This is a genomic window from Caproiciproducens faecalis (genome assembly GCF_019448085.1).
GTDB classification, from domain to species: Bacteria; Bacillota; Clostridia; order Oscillospirales; family Acutalibacteraceae; genus Caproiciproducens; species Caproiciproducens faecalis.
Genome location: NZ_JAGFNZ010000001.1, coordinates 551,919 through 574,795 on the forward strand (window position 1 = coordinate 551,919; position 22,877 = coordinate 574,795).

22 protein-coding genes are annotated in these 22,877 nt (G+C 49.6%); 16 read left to right on the top strand and 6 right to left on the bottom strand.

Features of this window, described 5'->3' with window-relative positions; all coding sequences use genetic code 11:
- Positions 1–12: 12 nt before the first annotated feature.
- Entirely contained in the window at positions 13–849 is an 837-nt protein-coding gene (locus J5W02_RS02605; protein ID WP_219964082.1) for an OmpA/MotB family protein, read from the bottom strand.
- Positions 850–863: 14 nt separating this feature from the next.
- On the bottom strand, positions 864–1,667 hold the full coding sequence (locus J5W02_RS02610) for a motility protein A (protein ID WP_219964083.1): 804 nt from the start codon (positions 1,665–1,667) through the stop codon (positions 864–866).
- 281 nt (positions 1,668–1,948) lie between these two features.
- On the opposite strand from J5W02_RS02610, the gene J5W02_RS02615 reads away from it, so the two are divergent.
- The 4 genes from J5W02_RS02615 to J5W02_RS02630 all read left to right on the top strand — a co-directional run bounded on the left by J5W02_RS02615 (position 1,949) and on the right by J5W02_RS02630 (position 5,546).
- The gene (locus J5W02_RS02615; protein ID WP_219964084.1) at positions 1,949–2,320 is read left to right on the top strand and encodes an MmcQ/YjbR family DNA-binding protein; all 372 of its coding nucleotides are present in this window, start codon (positions 1,949–1,951) and stop codon (positions 2,318–2,320) included.
- Between the two features lie 453 nt (positions 2,321–2,773).
- Positions 2,774–3,820 (top strand): ABC transporter substrate-binding protein, encoded by a 1,047-nt coding sequence (locus J5W02_RS02620; protein WP_219964085.1) that lies wholly within the window; start codon positions 2,774–2,776, stop codon positions 3,818–3,820.
- A gap of 21 nt (positions 3,821–3,841) precedes the next feature.
- The gene (locus J5W02_RS02625; RefSeq protein ID WP_219964086.1) at positions 3,842–4,759 is read left to right on the top strand and encodes an ABC transporter permease; all 918 of its coding nucleotides are present in this window, start codon (positions 3,842–3,844) and stop codon (positions 4,757–4,759) included.
- Entirely contained in the window at positions 4,737–5,546 is an 810-nt protein-coding gene (locus J5W02_RS02630) for an ABC transporter ATP-binding protein (protein WP_219964087.1), read from the top strand. The genes J5W02_RS02625 and J5W02_RS02630 overlap by 23 nt, the downstream gene beginning before the upstream one ends.
- Before the next feature lie 93 nt (positions 5,547–5,639).
- Here the strand turns inward: J5W02_RS02630 and J5W02_RS02635 are convergent, their stop codons facing one another.
- Both J5W02_RS02635 and J5W02_RS02640 read right to left on the bottom strand, forming a co-directional pair.
- Entirely contained in the window at positions 5,640–6,071 is a 432-nt protein-coding gene (locus J5W02_RS02635; RefSeq protein WP_219964088.1) for an RrF2 family transcriptional regulator, read from the bottom strand.
- A complete protein-coding gene (locus J5W02_RS02640; protein WP_219964089.1) occupies positions 6,055–6,504 on the bottom strand; it encodes an RrF2 family transcriptional regulator in 450 nt (149 codons plus the stop codon). Before J5W02_RS02640 ends, J5W02_RS02635 begins: the two co-directional genes overlap by 17 nt.
- 285 nt (positions 6,505–6,789) lie before the next feature.
- Here J5W02_RS02640 and cysK point away from each other — a divergent pair, with 285 nt between their 5' ends.
- The 8 genes from cysK to J5W02_RS02680 all read left to right on the top strand — a co-directional run bounded on the left by cysK (position 6,790) and on the right by J5W02_RS02680 (position 17,059).
- The gene (gene cysK, locus J5W02_RS02645) at positions 6,790–7,722 is read left to right on the top strand and encodes a cysteine synthase A (protein ID WP_304518466.1); all 933 of its coding nucleotides are present in this window, start codon (positions 6,790–6,792) and stop codon (positions 7,720–7,722) included.
- Positions 7,723–8,061: 339 nt separating this feature from the next.
- A complete protein-coding gene (locus J5W02_RS02650; protein ID WP_219964091.1) occupies positions 8,062–8,754 on the top strand; it encodes a response regulator transcription factor in 693 nt (230 codons plus the stop codon).
- Positions 8,732–10,162, top strand: a complete 1,431-nt coding sequence (locus tag J5W02_RS02655) for a sensor histidine kinase (RefSeq protein ID WP_219964092.1) — start codon at positions 8,732–8,734, stop codon at positions 10,160–10,162. Before J5W02_RS02650 ends, J5W02_RS02655 begins: the two co-directional genes overlap by 23 nt.
- 70 nt (positions 10,163–10,232) lie before the next feature.
- Positions 10,233–11,189 carry an NAD(P)H-dependent glycerol-3-phosphate dehydrogenase gene (locus tag J5W02_RS02660; protein WP_219964093.1) on the top strand — a complete coding sequence of 319 codons (957 nt, stop codon included), beginning with the start codon at positions 10,233–10,235 and terminating at the stop codon, positions 11,187–11,189.
- Positions 11,190–11,365: 176 nt separating this feature from the next.
- Entirely contained in the window at positions 11,366–12,214 is an 849-nt protein-coding gene (locus tag J5W02_RS02665) for an Mrp/NBP35 family ATP-binding protein (protein ID WP_219964094.1), read from the top strand.
- A 234-nt stretch (positions 12,215–12,448) separates the two neighbouring features.
- A complete protein-coding gene (locus J5W02_RS02670) occupies positions 12,449–12,904 on the top strand; it encodes a MarR family winged helix-turn-helix transcriptional regulator (protein ID WP_219964095.1) in 456 nt (151 codons plus the stop codon).
- 13 nt (positions 12,905–12,917) lie between these two features.
- A complete protein-coding gene (locus J5W02_RS02675; RefSeq protein ID WP_219964096.1) occupies positions 12,918–15,161 on the top strand; it encodes an ABC transporter ATP-binding protein in 2,244 nt (747 codons plus the stop codon).
- On the top strand, positions 15,158–17,059 hold the full coding sequence (locus J5W02_RS02680; RefSeq protein WP_219964097.1) for an ABC transporter ATP-binding protein: 1,902 nt from the start codon (positions 15,158–15,160) through the stop codon (positions 17,057–17,059). The genes J5W02_RS02675 and J5W02_RS02680 overlap by 4 nt, the downstream gene beginning before the upstream one ends.
- Positions 17,060–17,128: 69 nt before the next feature.
- Here J5W02_RS02680 and abc-f read toward each other — a convergent pair whose 3' ends face one another.
- Complete coding sequence (abc-f, locus tag J5W02_RS02685; RefSeq protein WP_219964098.1) at positions 17,129–18,610, bottom strand: ribosomal protection-like ABC-F family protein; 1,482 nt, start codon at positions 18,608–18,610, stop codon at positions 17,129–17,131.
- A gap of 395 nt (positions 18,611–19,005) precedes the next feature.
- The gene (locus tag J5W02_RS02690) at positions 19,006–20,559 is read right to left on the bottom strand and encodes a recombinase family protein (protein WP_255575514.1); all 1,554 of its coding nucleotides are present in this window, start codon (positions 20,557–20,559) and stop codon (positions 19,006–19,008) included.
- Positions 20,560–21,051: 492 nt separating this feature from the next.
- On the opposite strand from J5W02_RS02690, the gene J5W02_RS02695 reads away from it, so the two are divergent.
- From J5W02_RS02695 to J5W02_RS02710, 4 genes are all read left to right on the top strand, one after another.
- Positions 21,052–21,372 (top strand): PadR family transcriptional regulator, encoded by a 321-nt coding sequence (locus tag J5W02_RS02695; RefSeq protein WP_304518469.1) that lies wholly within the window; start codon positions 21,052–21,054, stop codon positions 21,370–21,372.
- The gene (locus J5W02_RS02700; protein WP_219964100.1) at positions 21,356–21,703 is read left to right on the top strand and encodes a DUF1048 domain-containing protein; all 348 of its coding nucleotides are present in this window, start codon (positions 21,356–21,358) and stop codon (positions 21,701–21,703) included. The genes J5W02_RS02695 and J5W02_RS02700 overlap by 17 nt, the downstream gene beginning before the upstream one ends.
- 9 nt (positions 21,704–21,712) lie before the next feature.
- Complete coding sequence (locus tag J5W02_RS02705; RefSeq protein ID WP_219964101.1) at positions 21,713–22,063, top strand: DUF1048 domain-containing protein; 351 nt, start codon at positions 21,713–21,715, stop codon at positions 22,061–22,063.
- A gap of 277 nt (positions 22,064–22,340) precedes the next feature.
- Positions 22,341–22,877 carry a Chromate resistance protein ChrB gene (locus J5W02_RS02710; protein WP_219964102.1) on the top strand — a complete coding sequence of 179 codons (537 nt, stop codon included), beginning with the start codon at positions 22,341–22,343 and terminating at the stop codon, positions 22,875–22,877.

Sequence of the window (22,877 nt, forward strand, 5' to 3'; positions counted from 1 at the left end):
CTTAAATCTCTTTTATTTTGCCTGACTTTCGGTTTTGCCCGCGGGATTTTTGACCACGGTTATTTCCACCCGGCGGTTTTTTGCTCTGCCTTCTTCAGTTAGGTTGGACGCAATGGGTGAAAAGTGGGCAAAGCCCTCTATGGAAAGCTTGTCCTCTTTCATCCCGTAACTGACAAAGCTGTTCATTACCGTAATGGCGCGCTCCGTGGACAGACGCCAGGAAACCTGGTCGCTCGCGATGGTATGTTCGCCCACGTCCGCGGTGTGCCCGCTGATGGTAATATAGTCAATTCGGTCATACACCTGCGACAGTGCTTTTTCAATTTCGTGAAGAACCGGTTCACTGGTGGGCAGCATTTTGGGGCTATCCGGAATAAACATCAGAGTATCTTTCAGGTGGATTTTTACATAGGTATCCGAATTGACAAGGCCCACCGAGTTTTCAAGGTTATTTTTCTTTACATAGCTTTGCAGAACACCGTAAATCTCATCCAGTGCGTCGGGATTGACTGCGGATCCGCCGTAGCCGTTTCCTGATCCCGTACCGTTTCCCGTTTCTGTACCGGTGCCTGTGCCGGTTCCCGTTCCTGTACCGGTGCCTGTGCCGGTTCCGGTGCCCGTACCAGTACCAGTACCCGCGTATGCCCCGGCGCTTGTGGTGGGGCTGTTTCCCAGTGCCGTGCCGAAGTTTTCGGCCATCTGCGCCACTTTTTTTGCATCAACGGTACTCATGGAATAGAGAATAATAAATAAAGCAAGCAGAAGAGTAATCATGTCGGAATACGTCAGAAGCCATCTCTCGCTGTTCTCTTCTTCTTCATGCTCTGTCGCCACATGTTTTTTAGCCATAATTTCCCCCAGACTTATTTCTCAATTCCTTCTTTATACTTCTTCTCGCCGCGCGGGAAGACCTGATAATAGACGGAAAGCTTGTTTTCAATACTGCGCGAAGATTCTCCGCGTGCGATCATGCAGATTCCCTCTGTCATCATTTCCCTTAAAATCTGCTGACGTTTCAAAACGCCCTTCAGGCGGCTGGCAAAAGGCATATAAAGCAGGTTGGCAAAAACAACGCCGTACAGGGTGGCGATGAAGGCGACACCGATGGAGGCGGTAAGCGATTCGGCGTCGGTCATATTCGAAAGCACCTGAACCAGACCCATAACGGTACCGATAACGCCCATAGTGGGGGAAAAACCGGCTGCGCTGGTAAACACGGATATTTCCATCTGCTTCTGTGCCGTATAGGCGCGAATATTTGACTCAAGGGCGTACTGAATTTCCTCGTCGGATTTCATGTCGAGCGCCAGTACCATACCGGCCTTCAAAACAAGGAACTCACTGCTGTTCAGCTCGGCATCGTTGATTAGCTCCTGTAGCTTCAGAATTCCTCCCTGCCGGCAGGCGTCGGCCATAAAGGTGATTTTCTGAATCACCTTGGTTGGGTCGCCAATGGATTTGTTTGAAAAAGTTCCAACAAGGGACTTGAGTGCCGACACAATATCGGAAAGTTTATAGGACAGTACGACAGCACCTATGGTGCCCCCGAAAACAATGACAATCGGGCTTAACAGAAAAAGAGAGCTTAAAACTCCGTGTTCCAGAGTGTAGCCCATAATCAGCGAACCAAAAGCAATGACGATTCCTAAAACGACCGAGATATCCAAACAAATTCCTCCGATATTTTAAAATGTCTGCCGAATTTTATTTACTTATTTCTTATAACGCATCATTCGACAGAAATCTATTTTTTACACTAATAATATCGACAGACCTAGTCAAATATGTAGCTTAAAAATGGCGGAATTCCTTTTTCTTAATGTAATCTTTATATAATCTTTATGGAGGCTGTGATCTTGACTTTGCGGAAAAAACAGCTACAATTTGAAGTAGCTTCAAACTGGGATAAGGTGTTTATCCGTTTGAGAAAGCAGGAGGAAAGTGCAGAATGCTGACGAAACGCGGGCTGATCGAATTTTGCCTTACTTTTCCGGGTGCGTATGAGGATTATCCGTTTGATGAAGACTCCGGGGCGGCCGGGGCGTGGGCTGTCATGCGTCACCGGGTTAACAAAAAAGCTTTTGCCTTTATTTATGAACGCGGCGGGATTGTCAGCATCAATCTGAAGTGCGATCCTATGTACGCGGATCTGCTGCGCGGCACCTATTCCGCGGTGACTCCCGCCTACCATATGAACAAGGTTCACTGGAACACGGTAAAAATGGACGGTTCCGTTCCGGAAGAAGAAATTTATGCATGGATCGGCCAAAGCTATGATCTTATCAGGCCCAAAAGACCCAAAAGAAAAAATAGTGCTTGACAAGTTCCTGCGTTTTGCATATAATAGCTGTCAAAGAGAATAAAGACCACAAACCGATGATTGAGAGTAGTAAGCAGGCATGTTGCTCGCGTAGAGAGCCGCAGATGGTGGGATTGCGGAGGAGTACGGCAGGCTGAATGGACTTATGAGGGCAAAATGAAAAGTGGAGCAGTCGGCTCTGCCCAGTAGCTTTTGACGGGAACTTCGCCCGTTACCAAGGAAGCATACATCATGGAATGTCGTGTATGGAGTGAGCGGGCGGTTTATACCGTCAATTTGGGTGGTACCACAGGAGTGAATGCTCTTGTCCCTGTTTTCAGGGGCAAGGGCTTTTTTTATTCCCAAAACGAGTTAAGGAGTGACGGAAATGGCAATGTACGGAAAGCGATGGCGAGGATGTATCAATCAACCATATCAAAAACGAAACAACTTAACTTTTAGGAGGAAACACCAATGAAAAACAATAGAAATCATGCAGTTAAAAAAATGATGGCGGGCGTTCTTGCGGCGGCGATCGCGGCGTCCTTTACGGCCTGTTCATCCGGTACGGCGGCAAGCTCCGCGGCCGCTTCTCAGGCACAGAGCCAGAGCGGAGCAAAGAACTTCAAGGTCGGCGTGATTCAGTACGCAACCCATCCGTCGCTTGACAACTGCTACACCGGGTTTAAAGCAGGTCTGGAAGAAGCCGGCTTCAAGGACGGCGGCAATATTACCATTGATTTTCAGAACGCTCAGGGCGATAACGCGAACGGCGATCTGATCGCAAAAAATATGGTTTCCAAAAAATATGACATGATTATGGGCATTGCCACACCGGCAGCCATGTCTGCGTACAGCGCGGCGAAGAGCACCGATATTCCCGTTGTGTTCACGGCCGTTTCCGACGCGGTCGCCGCGGGAATCGTAAAGTCCAACGAAAAGCCGGAAGTGAACTGCACGGGTTCGTCCGACGTGCTTCCGCTGGAACAGCAGATGAAAATGATCCGCGCGTTCCTTCCCAACGCGAAGAAAATCGGAATTCTCTACACCACCAGCGAGCCGAATTCCGTTTCCCAGCTCGCACAGTTCAAAGAGCTTGCTCCCAAATACAATTTTGAGATTGTAGACGTCGGCGTGACCAATGCCTCTGAAGTTGCCGCCGCAGCCGCGACAGCAGTTTCCAAGGGCGTTGACTGCATCAATAATTTTACCGATAATAATGTTGTCGACAATCTTTCCTCCGTTCTTCAGGCGGCCGGCAAAGCAAACATCCCTGTTTTCGGTTCGGAAGAAGAGCAGGTAAAAAACGGCTGTCTCGCATCCCAGAGCATCGACTATGTCGCTCTGGGGAAAGAAACCGGTAAGATGGCGGCAAAAATCCTGAAAGGGGAAGCAAAAGCTTCCGAAACACCGGTCTATATGGTCAAGGACTGCACCCCTGTCTACAACAAAGCGGTCATGGAAAAGCTGAAACTGACCCTTCCGTCGGAATACTCCGGCGCAACAGCGGTAACAAAATAACAGAAAGCTGGTAAACTCTCCATGGATATCATTCTGGGTCTGGTTGTCAATGTGCTGGAAGAGGGGTTCATTTACGGGATCATGGCCATTGGCGTATACATTACCTACCGTGTTCTGGGATTCCCGGATTTGTCGGTGGACGGGACCTTCCCACTTGGGGCGTGTGTCACGGCGGCGCTGATTACCGTTGGGATCGACCCCTGGCTGGCCTGCCTGATTGCCTTTGTTTGCGGCGCCGCCGCGGGCTGCCTGACTGGTTTTCTGCATGTCAAGCTGGGAATTACCGACCTCCTTTCCGGTATCCTTGTGATGACCGGGCTATGGAGCGTGAACCTTGTAATCACGAAGGGCAGCGCTGTGATGCCGTTTTACGATAAGAGCACCATTTTCAATTCCGGATTTTCCGGCGCGCTGGCGAGCGTCCTGCCGGAAAACTACCGGGTAGTGGTTATCGTGGCGGTTTCCTGTATCATTGTGAAGCTTCTGCTGGATAGTTACCTGAAGACAAAATCCGGTCTTCTGCTCCGCGCTTCGGGGGATAACGCACAGTATGTCACCTCTCTCGGCAGGAACCCCGGCGCGATGAAGATCATCGGCCTTGCCATCGGCAACGGCTGTACGGCGCTTGCGGGCAGTATCTTAAGCCAGCAGACGGAGTCCGCCAGTGTAGCCAGCGGTACGGGTATGGTGGTAATGGCGCTTGCGTCGGTCATTATCGGAACGAACCTTTTCCGCAAGTTCAGATTTATGAAGGCCACCACGGCGGCGGTCATCGGCGCCATTATCTACAAGGCATGCCTTGTGATTGCCATGCAGCTCGGCCTGCCGACCAACTATCTGAAGCTTTTGATGGCGGTCATTTTTACCGTCGCTCTGATATCCAACAATATGTTCATGGGGAGGGGGAAAAAGCAAAATGTCAATCCAACCCAAATCTGAAACAGGCGAAAGCTTTGTCAGCATGAAGCATATTTACAAGACCTTCAACCCGGCGTCCGTCAACGAAGTCGTGCTGTTCAGCGATTTCAATCTTGAAATTGAAAAAGAGCAGTTTGTTTCCGTCATCGGCAGCAACGGTTCCGGCAAGACGACCATTCTCAACATCCTGTGCGGCAGCATTGCCATAGACAGCGGCAGCGTTTCCGTGAACCATCGGGAAATCAGCCGGCTGAAGGAATACCAGCACTCCAAATTTATCGGCCGCGTTTTTCAGGACCCGTCAAAGGGTACCTGCCCGGAGCTGACCATTCTGGAAAATATGGCGCTGGCGGACAACAAAGGCGCTTCCTTCGGGCTGCAGCTCGGGGTGAATAAAAAGAAGATCGATTTTTACCGTTCGCAGTTGGAGCTGCTCAAGCTTGGTCTGGAAGATAAGCTCAACCTGCCGGTGGCGAGCCTTTCCGGCGGCCAGCGGCAGGCGCTGGCACTTTTGATTTCCACTATGACGCCGATTGATCTGCTGATTCTTGACGAACACACCGCGGCGCTTGACCCGCGTTCCAGTGAAAACGTGATGGAACTTACGGAACGGTTTGTCCGTGAAAAGAAACTGACCACACTGATGGTCACCCATAATTTGAAATTCGCCGTCAATTACGGCGACCGGCTGGTCATGATGCACCACGGCGGAATTGTGGTGGATGCTGCCGAAAAACAGAAATCGGCGCTGGCCATCAAGGATCTGACGGATAAATTCAATGAAATCAGCGTTGAGGTCGGGAACTGATTGTAACGCAGATACAATTACGATAAATAAAAGGAACGTTCCGCCTAACCGTTTTCGGTCAGGGAACGTTCCTTGTTTTTTATAGATATATATTTACAGTTCGGAGCAATCCGCGGAGGTATGCCGGGCTTCAATATCCTTCAGCACGTCCTCCAGTGTAGTACCGGTCAGCACCTCGTCCACACCGCGGTCAATCACATCCCAGACGTTGCGGTTCAAAAAGCTGCGGATTTCGGTTTTTTCACCCAGATTGTCATAAACCGACATGTCGCCTTCCAGTACGGTCATAATATCCCGAAGCGTGATTTCGCTTGTCGGTTTTGCCAGTACATAACCGCCCTGCGCACCGGCAATTCCTATTACGATTCCCGCCCGTTTGAGCGAAGCAAAAATACTTTCCAGATAATTAAGGGACAAATCCTGCCGCAGAGAAATTCCGGAGAGAGAAGCGCACCCCTCCGTACTGTTCATAGCTAGGTCAATCAGGGCGCGCAGCCCGTATCTTCCTTTAGTCGAGATTTTCATGGGCCTCGCCTCCGTTTTCTGCAATATATCTTTCTTTCAGTTCCCGCAGCGTCAGTTTGTCGGCCGTGTCGGATATTGCCGAGGAAATCCGTATCCAGACATTCCGGCTTACACAGTTTGACCGTACCTTGCTTTTGCAGGCGGAAAGACTGTGGATACATTCGACCGGTACCATATTGCCTTCCATGGCGCGTATGATCTTGCCGACGGTAATTTCATCTTGGTCTTCATTCAGAACAAAACCGCCTTTCGAGCCCCGAACGGTGGATACCAGTTCGGCTTTTTTCAGACTGAAAAAGATCTGTTCCAGATATGCCGCGGAAACTTGGATTCCCGCGGACAGTTCCTTGATGCTCAGCAGTTTTTCATTGCCGAAGATCGCCAGATACAGCATTCCTTCAAGCGCATAGCGGCTTTTTGTAGAAAGTTTCATAGGTCGCTCCTCATTTTGTAATTCCTTATTCAGTATCATACTATGTTATCACAATCGTTGCAATAAAAACATTACTTTTCCTATTGACATTCTCATATATCGGTTCTATAATAGAATCAAATCAAATATATTACTAAACAGATATGTTTTATAACGATTGGGGGAATGTTGGTGAATCGGCTGTTTTTTCTTAGGGCGGGGCGCAATATTTATTGTAGCAGCTTGCCAAATATTGTTTATGCCCCAAAAAAATACTATACTGTCAATATAAACTGCTAAGGAGAGATGATTATGTCTATAGCCAGAAATTTAACCGAACTGATTGGCAACACTCCGCTTCTGGAGCTGACCAACTATGAAAAAGCCAAGGAACTGGACGCCACGGTTGCGGCGAAGCTCGAATATTTTAATCCCCTTTCCTCTGTCAAGGACAGAGTCGGGTACGCGCTGATTAAAGATGCGGAAGAGAAAGGCCTTATTAATAAAGATACCACCCTGATTGAGCCTACCAGCGGCAACACCGGTGTCGGCCTTGCGTTTGTCGCGGCGGCCAAGGGGTACCGTCTGATTCTCACCATGCCGGAAACCATGAGCATTGAGCGCCGCAGACTGGTCGCCGCTCTGGGTGCCGAACTGGTTCTCACCGAGGGAGCAAAAGGCATGAAGGGCGCCATTGCCAAGGCGGAAGAGCTTGCGAAGGAAATCCCGAACTCGTATATTCCCGGCCAGTTTGTGAACCCGGCAAACCCGGCGATTCACCGCGCGACGACAGGCCCGGAAATCTGGCGCGATACGGACGGTAAGGTCGATATCTTTGTGGCCGGTATCGGCACCGGCGGCACCATTACCGGTGTCGGCGAATACCTGAAGTCGCAGAACCCGAACGTAAAGGTCGTCGGTGTGGAGCCTGCCTCGTCTCCGGTCATTTCCGAAGGAAAATCCGGCCCGCACAAAATTCAGGGAATCGGCGCGGGATTTGTTCCGGACATTCTGAACACCGACATTCTGGACGAAGTGATTACCGTTGCCAATGAAGACGCTTTCGCCACCACAAAGGCTCTCGCTTCCAGCGAAGGCCTGCTCGTCGGCATTTCCTCCGGCGCCGCCACATTCGCGGCGACCCAGCTTGCGAAGCGCCCGGAAAACAAGGGGAAACTGATTGTTGCGTTGCTGCCGGATACCGGCGAACGCTACCTGTCCACAGGCGTTTTTGACTGATTCATACCTTTGCTGACAAATCCATTTTAAGCAGCTGCGGCAGATTTCATTCGTCTGCCGCGGCTTTTTTATTTTCTCCGGCTCCCAGAAACCGTACATCATAACCGTTTCGTGCGTTTTTGGGGGAATAATTGATTGGCGGGATTAAATGTATTTTTTATAATTTTATTATTGCATAAAAACACTGTTCCTGCAAGCCCGTTCCGTGTTACAATACCAATATAAAAGACCGGTTTTCGCGGGAATTGCGGCAAATATCGCGGAACTGTCACAGAGTCTTCACAATATTAGGGTAAGATTACGATGTATCATAATCATTTAAAAGCGGGGGCGAACAGCTTGTATCATATTTTAGTAGTGGACGACGAGGAAAAAATAAGAGAACTGATTAAAAAATATGCCACCTTTGAGGGACATACCGTTACCGAAGCCGGGGACGGAATGGAGGCGGTTTCCATTTGCCGAAGCCATCCCAATGATTTTGACATCATTCTGATGGATGTCATGATGCCGGAATTGGATGGTTTTTCCGCTGTACGGGAAATCCGTAAATACAGCGCTACTCCTGTGCTGATGCTCAGTGCCCGCGGGGAGGAATACGACAGAATCCATGGATTTGAGCTCGGTATCGACGACTATGTCGTTAAGCCGTTTTCCCCGAAGGAACTGATGCTGAGAATTCATGCCATCATCAAGCGCGCCAGTCCGGAGAGCGGCGCGGCGCAGAAGGACGTTCAGCGGTTTGAGGGTTTGACCGTTGACTTTACGGGGCGGATAGTCACCGTGGACGGGGAAAAGGTTGACTTGTCTCCCAAGGAGTACGACCTTCTTTTCTATCTTGTGAACAATAAGAACATTGCTTTGACACGGGAAAAGCTGATTACCAATGTATGGGGCTATGACTTTTACGGGGATGACCGTACATTGGACACGCATATCAAGCTGCTTCGCCGCAGCCTGAAGGATTACAGTAAATTCATCGTCACGTTACGAGGGGTGGGGTACCGCTTTGAAGTTGAGAGAACACTTTAGGCGAATCGGGATTAAATGGCGTATCTTTGCTTATTTCGCCGGTTTTACAGCAGTTATTCTGGTACTGCTGTGGGTGTTTCAGGTGGTCTTTCTGAACAGCTTTTATAAAGCAATTAAAACACGGGAAATCAGGACGTCGGCCCAGACAATCGCGAAAAATATCGATTCCGACGATCTGTCCGCCGTGGTGCAGAACCTTTCCCAGAGAAATCAGATCGGCATTATTGTTTCCGACCAGAACGGGGTCACCTACTATAAGGAGGATTCCCTGCCCAACAGCGTTATCAGCAGGCTGAGCCTGTTCAACCTTGCACAGGTTTATGCGGCGACAGAAGCGCAGGGCGGTACTTATTTCGAACGGCTGCCGCGCAGTTTTTCAACGGAAACTTATCAGCACCGGCTGGAACCGCCGAAGATTGAGAGCATTATTTACGCTCAGATTGTGGAGAAGAAGGACGGCACGAATCTGATGGTTCTGCTGAACTCCACGATTTCGCCGATTGATTCCACGGTCAACACCCTGCGGGTTCAGCTCATCTGCATCACTGTCGTCATGCTGATTCTTTCCCTTTTGCTTGCTCTGTTCCTGTCCAGAAAAATCTCCACGCCGATTATTAAAATCAACGCGGCTGCAAAAATTCTTGGAACCGGGCAGTACGACGTAACCTTTGATGAGACGGGCTACCGGGAAATTTCGGAGCTCGGGCAGACCCTGAATTACGCGGCGAAGGAGCTGTCCAAAACGGAGGCGCTGCGGCGCGACCTGATTGCCAATATCTCCCACGATCTGCGCACGCCGCTGACGATGATTACCGGATACAGCGAAGTCATGCGCGACCTGCCGGGGGAGAATACGCCCGAAAATGTGCAGATCATTATCGACGAAGCCACGCGCTTGACCACTCTGGTCAACGACGTTCTGGATATTTCCAAACTGCAGTCCGGCACCCAGCCGCTCAGCAGGGAGGACTTTAACCTGACGGAAAGCATCCGCACAATTTTACAGCGGTACTCTAAGCTGACGGATTACAACATATCCTTCCATGCAGATGAAGACGTGACAGTCAATGCCGACGAGCTGAAAATTTCCCAGGTCGTCTATAACTTGGTCAACAACGCCATTACCTACACCGGCAAGGACAAAGTCGTTGAAATTACCCAGTCAGTGCGGGACGGCAGGGTGAAAATTTCCGTGCGTGACACCGGTGAAGGGATTCCGCAGGATAAACTCAACGACATCTGGGATCGTTACTATAAAGTAGACAAGGAACACAAGCGCGCCCAGATCGGTACCGGACTGGGGCTTTCCATCGTAAAGTCTATTCTTGACATGCACGGCGGTGCGTACGGCGTACAAAGTCAGGAAGGCAGCGGAAGTGTGTTTTGGTTTGAACTGGATATCCTGTGAGGATTGTTCCTGATTCCTCCTTTTTCACTGCCGCACAATATGGTATAATAAAAAAGAAGGAGGCGATGGAATGAATCTATCAGTCATCGGCTGCGGCAGATGGGGCAGCTTCTTGGCGTGGTATCTGAACAGATTGGATCATCGTATTACCCTCTATGGGCGCGCGGGTTCTCATAACATGAAAATGTTCCGTGAGACGCGCACCAATGGATTGGTTACATTGGATAAAGAAATTGAGCTTTCGGAGGATCTGGCCGAAACGGTGAAAAAGGCAGAGATTCTGATTGTTTCCGTGGGAGCGCAGAGCTTCCGTTCCCTGATGCAGCAGTTGTCCCCGCTCAGCCTGAGCGGAAAGACGATCGTACTGTGCATGAAAGGTCTGGAAGCGGGTACGGGCAGGCGGCTGACACAGATTGTGGAGGAGTACGCGCCGAAGGTACCCTGTGCCATTTGGGTCGGACCGGGGCATGTGCAGAATTTTGTGAAGGGCATTCCCAACTGCATGGTGATTGACAGCCGCAGTATGGAGATCAAGGAATATCTGGTCAAGGCGTTTTCCAGCGACTTGATCCGTTTTTACTACGGAACCGATCTTTTGGGCAACGAGGTAGGAGCGGCCGCCAAAAATGTCATCGGCATTGCGGGCGGTATGCTGGACGGACTGAACCGCACTGCACTGAAGGGCGCTTTGATGTCCCGGGGGACAAGGGAAATTGCCCGTCTGATTCAGGCGATGGGTGGCAATGAGATCACCGCTTACGGGCTCAGCCATTTGGGCGACTACGAAGCGACCGTTTTTTCGGAATTCAGCCACAACCGCAGGTTCGGGGAGCTGTTCGTCAAGGGCGAAAATTACGGCGAACTGGCCGAGGGTGTGGCAACCACCACGGCTCTTTTGAGGCTGGGGGAAGAGTACGGCGTGGAACTGCCGATCTGCCGCGCGGTGGACGTGGTCATTAACGGGAAAAAGGACCCCAAAACCGTTCTTTCCGACCTGTTTCTGCGCAGCCTGAAAATGGAATTCTGAGTTTTTTCACTGTCTCCCTCCGTTTAACCGGGGGAGATTGTTTTTAGGGCGAGTCTGCTATAAATATTTTGGGGATAAAGTTGACAAATTTGGTATATAATCTTACAATATATCTGTTCTAAGATCGGATTCTGCGGCTTGCCGCAAATCGTATTACTGAAAAAAGGATGATTATGATGAGCGAAGAAAATTGTACGCATAATTGCGATTCCTGCGGTGAGAATTGTCCGTCACGCGGGGCAAGCCCGGCTGATTTTCTGGAAGCCCCAAACGCAATGAGTAAAATTAATAAAGTGATCGGCGTAGTCAGCGGAAAAGGCGGAGTTGGCAAAAGCATGGTGACTTCTATGCTGGCCGTTCTTCTGAACCGCCGCGGCAGTCACACGGCTATTCTTGATGCGGATATTACCGGGCCGTCCATCCCCAAAGCGTTCGGTATTCACCAAAAAGCCATGGGAAGCGAACTGGGTCTGCTCCCGGTCAAAAGCAAAACCGGAATTGACGTGATGTCCGTCAACCTTCTGCTCGATGAGGAAACCGCGCCGGTCGTCTGGCGCGGCCCGATGATTGCCAATACGGTTAAGCAGTTCTGGACGGATGTGATCTGGACGGATGTGGACTACATGTTTGTCGACATGCCCCCGGGAACCGGCGATGTGCCGCTGACGGTTTTCCAGTCCATCCCGCTGGACGGTATCATTATTGTTACGTCTCCGCAGGAGCTTGTCTCCATGATTGTCGCCAAAGCGGTGAACATGGCAAAAATGATGAATGTGCCGATTATCGGCATTGTGGAAAATATGAGCTATGTGAAATGCCCGGACTGCGGAACGGTGATTAAGCCGTTCGGCGAAAGCCATGTGGAAGAAATCGCCGCAAAATTCGGACTGAAGGTTCTTGGCAAGTGCCCGCTCGACCCCGAGGTCGCGAAAAACTGCGATACAGGTCTGGTAGAGCTGGTCAATGCACAGTGGCTGGAAGGCGCTGCCGACGCGGTGGAACAACAGCCTGCAAAATCCAAATAATTTATTTACGGCAAGATACAATCCGCCCCCTGAACTGATTTCCAGTTTGGGGGGCGTTCCTTTTTTGCGTCATAACCTGCCAGAATCCGGTAAATATATGGATAGAATGTAAACAATGCGTAAAGAACGAAAAAAAGGGCTTGATTTCTGACAAAGATTGCGTATAATAATATTTCATGTAGTTAACTATTAATGTACTTAATATTCATGAATGGAACAAAGGAGGGCGAATGTATGGACCAGACGGAAAAGGAGAAACTGTTTGAGGCAATGCACAACCTGAAAAGGGCCCACGCGTGGGGGCCGCAGATGGAAGGGGCGTCCCGCGGCGAGTATTTTACCCTGCACATGATTCATCGGCTTACGGAAGAATCGGGCGAAAGCAATCCCGGTGCAAAGATCACCGATTTGAGCCGTTCGGCGCAGATGAGCAGGCCCGCCGTATCCCAGATGCTGAACACTTTGGAAAATAAGCAGCTGATTGAGCGCATCATGGCAAAAAGCGACCGGCGTGTTGTCTATGTCAAACTGACGCGGTCGGGGGAAGAACTGCTTCAAAAAAGCCATGAGCAGTTTCACTTCTGGTTTGACAGAGTGGTAGAAAAGCTTGGGCCGGAGGATACCGCGGAACTCACCCGGCTTGTCACCAAGCTGCGTATGATTATGGAAAATCTGCGGGCAGATCAATGAAAGGATATACTATATGAACAAACTGGCGAAATACTTAAAGCCCTATACGCTCATGATTCTTGTATCGATCGCTCTGCTGTTCGGGCAGGCGATGGCGGATTTGAATCTGCCGAATTACATGTCTGAGATTGTCAATGTCGGCATTCAGCAGAGCGGCATCGAAGACGCCGCGCCCGAAGCGATAAGCGCAAAAGGGCTTCAATTTATGACGAATTTTATGACGGAGGAACAGAAAAAGACGGTAGCAAGCAGTTACACGCTGGTATCTTCCTCCGGTTCGGGCGACAGCTACAACGGCTACGTCGGGCAATATCCTCTGCTGAAAACAGAGGATATCTATGTGCGCGGCAGCGTTGACAGCGCGACCCTTACAGAACTGAACCGGGTGTTCGGTGAATCGTCCTGGACTTTTATCAATACCATGAAAGCCCTTGCGCAGCAGTCCGGCAAAGGCCTGACGGATTCCGAAAACGGGAAGACTGATGTTTCGGAAATGGATTTCAGTAAGGTGTACACGCTGGAGCCGATGCTGACAAGACTTCCTGCCGGTGTGATTGAAAATGCGAGGAGCGAAGCGCTGAAGAATTCTGAATCCATGCTGGTGCAGAGCGGAACGGCAATGTGCAGAAGCTTTTACCGGGAACTGGGCATGAATCTCTCCGGCATCCAGACCGCCTATATTCTTAGAATGGGGCTTCTGATGCTCCTCATCGCGCTTGCAGGCGGCGCGGCGACCGTTATGGTCGGTTATTTTGCCGCAAGACTCAGTGCCGGTGTGGCGCGGGATTTGCGCCGCGCGGTATTCAGAAAGGTAGAAAGCTTTTCCAACCGCGAGTTTGATGAATTTTCAACCGCTTCTCTGATTACGCGTACCACAAACGATGTTACGCAGGTGCAGATGCTCCTGATGATGGGCGTGCGCATGCTTTGCTACGCCCCGATTATGGGAGTCGGCGGCATCATCATGGCGGTGCGCAAATCGGTGTCCATGAGCTGGATTATTGCGCTGGCCTGTGTGATTCTGGTCAGCATTATTGCAATCGTGTTCGGTGTTGCTCTGCCCAAATTCAAAATTGTGCAGCAGCTGGTTGACCGGCTCAATCTGGTTTCCCGCGAAAACCTGAACGGCCTGATGGTTATTCGTGCCTTTGGCACACAGAATTTTGAAGAGGAGCGGTTTGATATTGCCAACCGTGACCTTACTAAAAATTCACTGTTTGTCAACCGCATCATGGTGTTTATGATGCCGGTGATGATGCTGATTATGAATGCCGTCACCATCCTGATTGTCTGGGTGGGTGCGCACCAGATTGCAGACTCCGCCATGCAGGTCGGTGATATGATGGCTTTCATGCAGTACGCCATGCAGATCATCATGAGTTTCCTGATGATTTCAATGATGTTTATCATGGTGCCGCGCGCGGCGGTGTCCGGCAACCGTATTGCCAAGGTGCTTGATGTGGAGCCTTCCATTCAGGATCCGGAACATCCCGCATCCTTTGACGGGAACCAAACCGGTTATGTCGACTTTAAAGATGTTTCTTTCCGGTACAGCGGCGCAAGCGAAGATGTGCTTCAGCACATTACCTTTACTGCCAAACCGGGTCAGACGACCGCGTTTATCGGTTCCACCGGTTCGGGAAAAACGACCCTCATCAACCTGATTCCCCGTTTTTATGACGTGACCGGCGGCGAAGTGCTGGTGAACGGCGTCAATGTAAAGGATGTCTCGCAGAAAGAACTGAGGGATCAGATCGGCTATGTGCCGCAGAAGGGAATCCTACTCTCCGGTACCATCGATTCCAATCTGCGTTACGGCGACAAAGATGCGGCGGAACAGGATATCCGTACCGCGGCTGAAGTTGCCCAGGCAATGGAATTTATCTCGGAAAAGCCGGAAGGGCTTGAGTCGGAAATCGCTCAGGGCGGCGGAAATGTTTCCGGCGGCCAGAAACAGCGCCTTTCCATTGCGCGTGCGCTGGTGAAAAAACCTCCGGTTTATATTTTTGACGACAGTTTTTCCGCATTGGATTATAAAACCGACGCTGCTCTTCGGCTTGCGCTGAAAAAGCACACGGGGCAGAGTACTGTGTTAATTGTGGCGCAGCGTGTCAGCACCATTATGAACGCGGAACAGATCATTGTTCTGGACGAAGGGAAAATCGTAGGGATCGGTACGCATAAGGAGCTTTTGAAATCCTGCCCTACTTATTATGAAATTGCGTCGTCACAGCTTTCAAAGGAGGAACTGGCATGAGTAAAACGACCTCCCAGCCACGCAAACCGATGCAGGGCCACGGTCCCGGCGGTATGATTATGCACGGGGAAAAAGCAAAAGATTTTAAAGGAACCTTCAAAAAGCTTGTCCGCTACATGGGTACCTATAAATTTTCTCTGATTACTGTTCTTATTTTTGCCGTGGCGTCCACGGTGTTCTCCATTTTGGGGCCGAAGATTTTGGGGAAGGCGACCAACGCGCTGTTTACCGGAATTATGAGTAAGGTTACCGGCACAGGCGGCGGCATTGATTTCGGCTACATCGCGAACATCATGCTGTGGCTGATTGGGCTGTATCTGATTAGCACTCTGTTTTCCTATGTTCAGGGGTATATCATGACCGGCATATCCATGAAGGTGACCTATCAGCTTCGCCGCGAAATTGCGGCAAAAATTCAGAAGCTTCCCTTTCAGTATTACGATTCTACGAGCAACGGCGAAGTGCTTTCCCATATTACGAACGATGTGGATGCCATCAGCCAGAGCCTGAACCAGAGCGTTACGCAGATTATCACCTCCGTAACGACGATCATCGGGATTCTGATTATGATGCTGTCCATCAGCTGGCAGATGACGCTGGTCGCGCTGTGCATTATCCCCGCTTCCATGACTTTTATCCTGACCATTCTCAGAAAGTCGCAGAAACATTTTATAGCGCAGCAGACCTTTCTTGGCCATGTAAACGGCCACATTGAGGAAATGTACTCCAGCCATGTCGTGGTCAAAGCGTTCAACGGCGAAGCGGAGTCCGCCAAAACTTTTGACAGCTTCAATGACACCCTTTATACCTCCGCATGGAAGAGCCAGTTTATGTCCGGTATGATGATGCCCGTGATGAGCTTTATCGGCAACCTCGGCTATGTCGGAGTTTGCATTTTGGGCGGATACCTTGCCGCCAACGGCAGGATTTCCGTGGGTGACATTCAGGCGTTTATCCAGTATGTGCGCCAGTTTACTCAGCCGATGACGCAGGTCGCAAATATTTCCAATGTTCTGCAGCAGACCGCGGCGGCGGCGGAGCGCGTGTTCGCGTTTCTGGAGCAGCCGGAGGAAGTGCCGGAAAGCAGTTCGCCGATCAGCGTCAACACCGGCCACGGGCCGGATACGGAGCTGAATGTTCACATTCAGGGAAGCGTGCAGTTCGCGCACGTTCATTTCGGCTATCATCCGGATAAGATTATCGTCAATGATTTTTCAGCGAATATCAGGCCGGGGCAGAAGGTTGCCATCGTCGGTCCGACGGGCGCCGGAAAAACCACCATGGTGAAGCTTCTGATGCGTTTTTACGATGTGAACGAAGGCGCGATTTTGGTCGACGGTTACGACATCCGCGATTTCCGGCGCAATGACCTGCGTTCCCTGTTCGGCATGGTGCTGCAGGACACCTGGCTTTACAACGCCAGTATCGCGGATAATATCCGTTACGGCAGGCTGGACGCCACGGACGAGGAAGTGATTGCGGCGGCGAAAGCCGCGCAGGTGCATCATTTTGTTCGCACTTTGCCGGACGGCTACAATATGATTCTGAACGAAGATACCAGCAACGTGTCGCAGGGGCAGAAACAGCTTTTGACCATTGCGCGCGTCATTCTGGCTGATCCGCAGATCTTGATTCTGGATGAGGCGACCAGCAGCGTGGATACCCGTACAGAGATTCTGATTCAGAAGGCGATGGATAACCTGATGAAGGGACGTACCAGCTTTGTCATTGCGCACCGCCTTTCCACCATCCGTGACGCCGACCTGATTCTGGTCATGAAGGACGGCGACATTGTGGAGCAGGGGAACCACGAGGAGCTGCTCGGTAAAAACGGATTTTACGCCAACCTGTACAACAGCCAGTTCGTCAAGCCGGAAGCGCTTGAGGCGGGCGTATAAGTCAGCAGATATAAAGAACAGGCGGATGGCGGTCATTGACCGTCATCCGCCTGTTCCTATTTATCAAAATTAGCGAAAATCGACACGGCGGGTAGCCACCCTGTCGACGAAAGAGCTGTCATGTTCCACAAACAGCATGGTGGGCCGGTGTGCAAGGATGAGTTCTTCTATCTGCATCCGGGACAGAATGTCAATGAAGTTGAGAGGTTCATCCCAAATATATAGATGGGCCTGTTCGCACAGACTTTTTGCAAGGAGCACTTTCTTTTTCTGACCTCCGCTGAAGTCCGCCATGTCTTTTTCAAACTGTACCCTGGAAAAGTCCAGTTTACGCAGAATGGCCTTAAACAGACTTTCATCAATCCGGCTGTTTTCCGCGTAATCCTTTAAACTGCCTTTCAAAAAGGAAGTGTCCTGCGGGACATAAGAGATAATCAGGTTTTTGTCCATCTGCACAGTGCCGGTGAAGTCGATTTTTTCTCCGGTCAGCAGTTTGAGAATGCTGGATTTTCCGCAGCCGTTTTTGCCGCACAGTGCAATTCTGTCGCCGGGGCTGACCGTAAAGGAAAGCCCACCGCATACCTTTCTTTCTCCGTAAAAGACACAGAGGTTTTCCAGCTCGGCCATACGGCTCTTCGGGTATTCCAGCGGCCTGATAGACAGGCTTTCTGCCGTTTCAATATTTTTCAGAAGCTTTGCCTTTTCCTGTGCCGCTCGTTCCCTGCGTGCTTCAATTGCGCCTGCGCGTTTCATCATTTTGGCGGCTTTGTGGCCAATGTAGCCTTTGTCCGGCTTCAGGCCGGAGTTCAGGCTGCCGATTTTTGTTTTTTCTACCTTGTCCGACCATCCTGCAGTCCGCTTTGCGGCGTCGGACAGTTGAGTGATTTGTTTTTTCAGTTTTGCATTTTCTTCGGTTTCGTACTGATCCTGCATTGCCTTGTTTTGCAGCCAGGAGGAAAAATTCCCCTTTTGAACCTCAATGTTTGTTTTGTTGATGGACAGCACGTGGTCAATGCAGCGGTCAAGAAACGCGCGGTCGTGAGAAACCAGAATAAATCCCTGTTTCGTGTTCAGATAGTTGCCGACGATCCGGCGGGCTTCCATATCCAGATGATTCGTCGGCTCGTCGATCAGGAGAAAATGGTTGTCGTTTAAAAACAGTGCGGCCAGTAACACCTTGGTCTGTTCGCCGTTGCTCAATGTCCCGAAAGGGCGGTATAAAACGTCCTGGGAAACGTCCAGCAGGGACAGTTCCCGGTTCAGCTGCCAGAGCTCTGCTTCCGGACAGATACGGTTGACTGCGTCCAGTGTATCCAGTGTTTTGTCGGGAACATCAAAAGGAAAATAGTCGAACGGTACGGAAGACGAAATGGTTCCGGTATATTCGTACTTTCCCTGCAAAAGATTTAAAAAGGTAGTTTTTCCCCGTCCGTTCCGCCCCGTAAATCCAAGCTTCCAGTCGGTATCGATCTGGAAGGAAACATTCTCAAAGATGGTATCGTAACTGCCGTCATAGCAGAAGGTCAGGTTGCTGATTTGTATCAGCGACATAAGCATACACCTCCGATAAAAATAAAAGGCCTGCAGGAAAGCGAATTCCTGCAGACCGAAAATACAGCGCCGAACACTCCGTGCCGGTTGGCGCAGATATGTTCTGAACTTTATTCCGAGTATGAGATTTGCAACTTTCCTGCTTACGCACAGCAAAACAAACAGCCAAAGGGCTGCTTCTTTTGGGGTACACTATTTAATTCATAGTCAGCAAGAAAAATTGCGCATCTTTTCAACTCCAATTCTTATCGTTGTAACCATAATATATCATGGGCGGATTGCTGTGTCAAGGGAATATGTAATCAGTCATTTTGTAAAGCGCTTATACAAAGCGCCGAGTGATTTCTTTTCAATACGCGATACATAGGAGCGCGCTTATGGTAAGTAAGTTGCCTCTAAGAAATCGCCTCCGGCTGGCGGAAGCGAAAATGAATGATAATCTGTTTGTCTTCGGTCAGCTCCACACGCTCAATCAGGCTGACAAGCAAATCTCTGCTGCAATACGCGGTGTCGACAAAACGCTTTACAAGCTGCTTTGCAATCTCTGTTTGCTTATCGGGAGAATCATCCGGCGTATCAATCTCCGAGAGCTTTTGCTCGAGCGCAGACCGTTCTTCTTTAACCTTCCGGTAAATGCGTTCAAAATCCTGATCGTCCAGAAGTCCTGTCAGCTTATCCATGTACATTTTGTCGAGGTGAGCCGTTAGGCTTTCTATTTTACCCTGCAACGCGGCAATCTCATTTTCATGATCTTTCGTTTGCCGCGCTTCCGCAAGCGCCTGTTCCGCTATCGGAATCAACTCTTCTGCATGGAAATACGGCTGACATACTTCCCGTACTTTTTGTAATACCGCATTGGTCACAGTTTCTTCCTTGATGGAATGACAGGTGCAGACACCGGCCTTCGTGAAGCGCTGATAGGTACGGCAGACAAAGTATAGACAATCCTTACCTTTGGCGTTCGGGCGGTTGATGACTGCCAGCGGATAACCGCATTCGTGGCAATAAATCAGTCCCTTGAGCAGAAAATCATAAGTGCGGGAACGGGTCGTTTTGCGGCTGTTCACCATGCGCTGTACCTTGTCAAACATTTCAGGGTCGATCAGCGGTTCGTGCGTACCCTCCACAACAATCCAATTTTCACGCGGCTGCCGGATCGTTTTTTTCGATTTGTAGCTGATCTTTTTGCTGCGCCCCTGAACCATGTTGCCGATATACGTTTCATTTTGCAGCATATCGGAAATCCGTTCGCTGCTCCACCTTCCGGCGTATGGCCCGACGCGTCCCTGATTTAATCCGGCGTAAGATGCCGGAGTCGGAATTTTCTCCGCGTTGAGCTGAACCGCGATTTGCCGACAGGACATTCCCGTGAGCGCCATATCAAAGATGCGCCGCACGATTGGTGCCGTTTCCTCGTCAATGATGATTTTATTTTTATGATGCGGGTCCATTTTGTAGCCATATCGGGGTTTTCCTCCGATAAATAATCCCTTGCGCTGCTTGTCGTGCTTGACACTTTTGATTTTTTTTGAGATGTCTTTCGCATACATGTCGTTCATGATCGCGCGGAACGGCGTGATGTCGTTGGCGGTGCTCTCCACGCCCGTATCGATTCCATCCAATAAAGATATGTAACGCACGCGGTTTTCCGGAAAATACCGTTCCATGTAGTGCCCGGTCATGATATAGTCACGGCCAAGACGGGAGAGGTCTTTGGTGATGACCATATTGACCTTACCGGCCTCAATATCCGCAATCAGCCGATTGAAGCCTGGCCGGTCGAAATTTGTGCCGCTCCAGCCGTCGTCTATATAAATGTCAAAGACGTCCAGCTGCCGCTCTTGTGCAAAGGTTTTGAGCATGGAGAGTTGGTTGTTTACGCTTTCAGATTGCCCTTCGTTATCATCCTCTTTGGATAACCGAATATATAGTCCTACTTGATAGTCCATTGGATTGCATATTTCTAAAGACATATACTGCCTCCGCAAATAAGTGACCGTTCATGATGAATATCATACATGTGATGTCGCCGGCATTGCAGGTTTGCGGCCATCCCGCGCAAGTTCCCGCTGAAGAAAGAAACGAAAGGAACGAAACAGTATTTGGCAAGCCGTCTCTCCTTTGTCCGGAAAGACGCATGTCACTGTTATCTCAGGCTTACTCATCAATCTGCCCCCTTTATGCTGCGATAGTAAAAGGTATGCAAATCCGTGTAATTTTTGCCTGTCCGTCAAAAAAGAACCGAAATAGGAAACAGCCGCACTGTATATTTCCTATTCGCACATGTTAAATTTTGACGGTGAGATTCCTCCTTTGCGTTGAAATGAAATTCATTATCAAAGCAACCGCTATTGACAAATCAGCTATTATGCGTTACTATATAGCAGTAGTAAGTTATACATAATAGCAAAGAGGTGATTGTACTGGAAAACCTAACGGAAATGCTCAAAGGCGTGCTTGAGGGCTGCGTCCTTGAAATTATAAGCCGCGGTGAAACCTACGGCTACGAAATCACGCGGCGGTTGAATGCCCTCGGCTTCACAGATGTTGTGGATGGAACGGTGTATACCATCTTGGTTCGATTTGAAAGAAGCAAGCTGGTAGATGTTACAAAAAAGCCTTCAGACATGGGCCCGCCGCGAAAGTTTTTCGCGCTCAACGACGCGGGGCGTGAGGAACTGCGGAAGTTCTGGGAAAAATGGAAGTTCCTATCATCAAAAATTAGTGAGTTAAAGGAGAAAAGTAATGAATTTCTGGGATAAAGTTACCGGCAATGATATGACAAAAGAGTTGCAATCTTTTGAATCGCGAGCCAAAAAGCTGCCGGCTGATTATCAAGCGGCATGGGAAAACATGAAGGCCAGTCTTTGGCCGCACTCAGATTTCACCGGCCGCAACCTCATGCCAATTCTTGACGGTGTGCTTGGCCTGTTCGAAGAAACGGCCGCTGACGGTCAAAGTGCCCAGGAGGTTTTGGGTGACGATATCAAAGGCTTCTGTTCAGCGCTGGTCGGCGAAGATGGGGCAAAGTCTTTTCGTGACAAGTGGCGCGAGCAGCTCAACAATAATATTGCTAAGAAATTAGGGAAATAGGAGGATAAAATGAGCATACAAGATATGATCGAAGGTAAAAAAGAGTGGCGGGCGCACATGGCGCGTGTCAAAGCGCTCCCGCAGGATTATCAGATTGTTTATAAAGAAATTCAAAAATATCTCTTCAAGGTCGGCCCTGTTGAGCTAACCGAAGGGACGGGTCTGCTCTCAGGAATTGTCGATCTCTTTGAAGGGGATGCGGCCCTGGGGAAAGGCGTACTCGAAGTGACGGGCAGTGACGTAGCGGCTTTCTGCGACGATCTAATCAAAGATTCAAAAACTTACGCTGACATCTATCAGGAATCTGTTGACCAGGAAGTTAACAAGGCCATGAAGAAGGCTACGGATAAAACAAAGTAAAAGATAAACGGAAAGCAGCATGAAATTTGATCGGCAAACCATTTCTATCGGAGGACTTGTAACCAAGGCCTCCGATATTTTTATGGGTGGACAGGTCAAGCCCTGTATACTCGGCGTAGCTCATATTTCGTAGCTGTCCGCATAATGACAGGAGGCCGGTTCCCCGGATTGTTTCCTTAAAATATGGAATGATTTATAATATTCTATTGTAACCGGTATTACAATGTGATATTATTTTGTCTGTAACCAGTATTACATTTAATGAGAAGGCGATTTTGTGAATCAAAGAGAATGGAGCGCTATCAATTATACGCTGCCAAGGGAGCCGTCAAGGGCGCGGGTATCCATATGGAGAAAGCTGAAAAAAATCGGGGCGATCAGTATCCAGCAGTCCATGTGGATACTGCCTTTGAGCGATGAAAATTATAATCTGCTTAATGATATCAAAGATGAGGTTTCCCGGAACGGCGGCGAGGCATTTGTCATGACGATCTCGACAGACGAGGATGGGGAAAAAAGAATCATTAATAAATTCAACGCGGCAAGAGATGAGGAATATGGAGAACTTCTGGAGCAGTGCGAGGAATTTTTCAAAGAGATCGACAAAGAGACGGCCAGAAAGAACTTTACGTTTGCTGAAATCGAGGAAAACGAGGAAGAACTTAATAAACTGAAACAATGGTATGAAAAAATAGCCGCGCGGGATTCTTTCGGCTCGCCGCTTCAGGAAAAAGCAGAATCAATGCTGGCGAAATGTGCGGATATTCTGGATGGTTTCTGTGACAAAGTATATGAATTTAATGAGAAAGCGTAG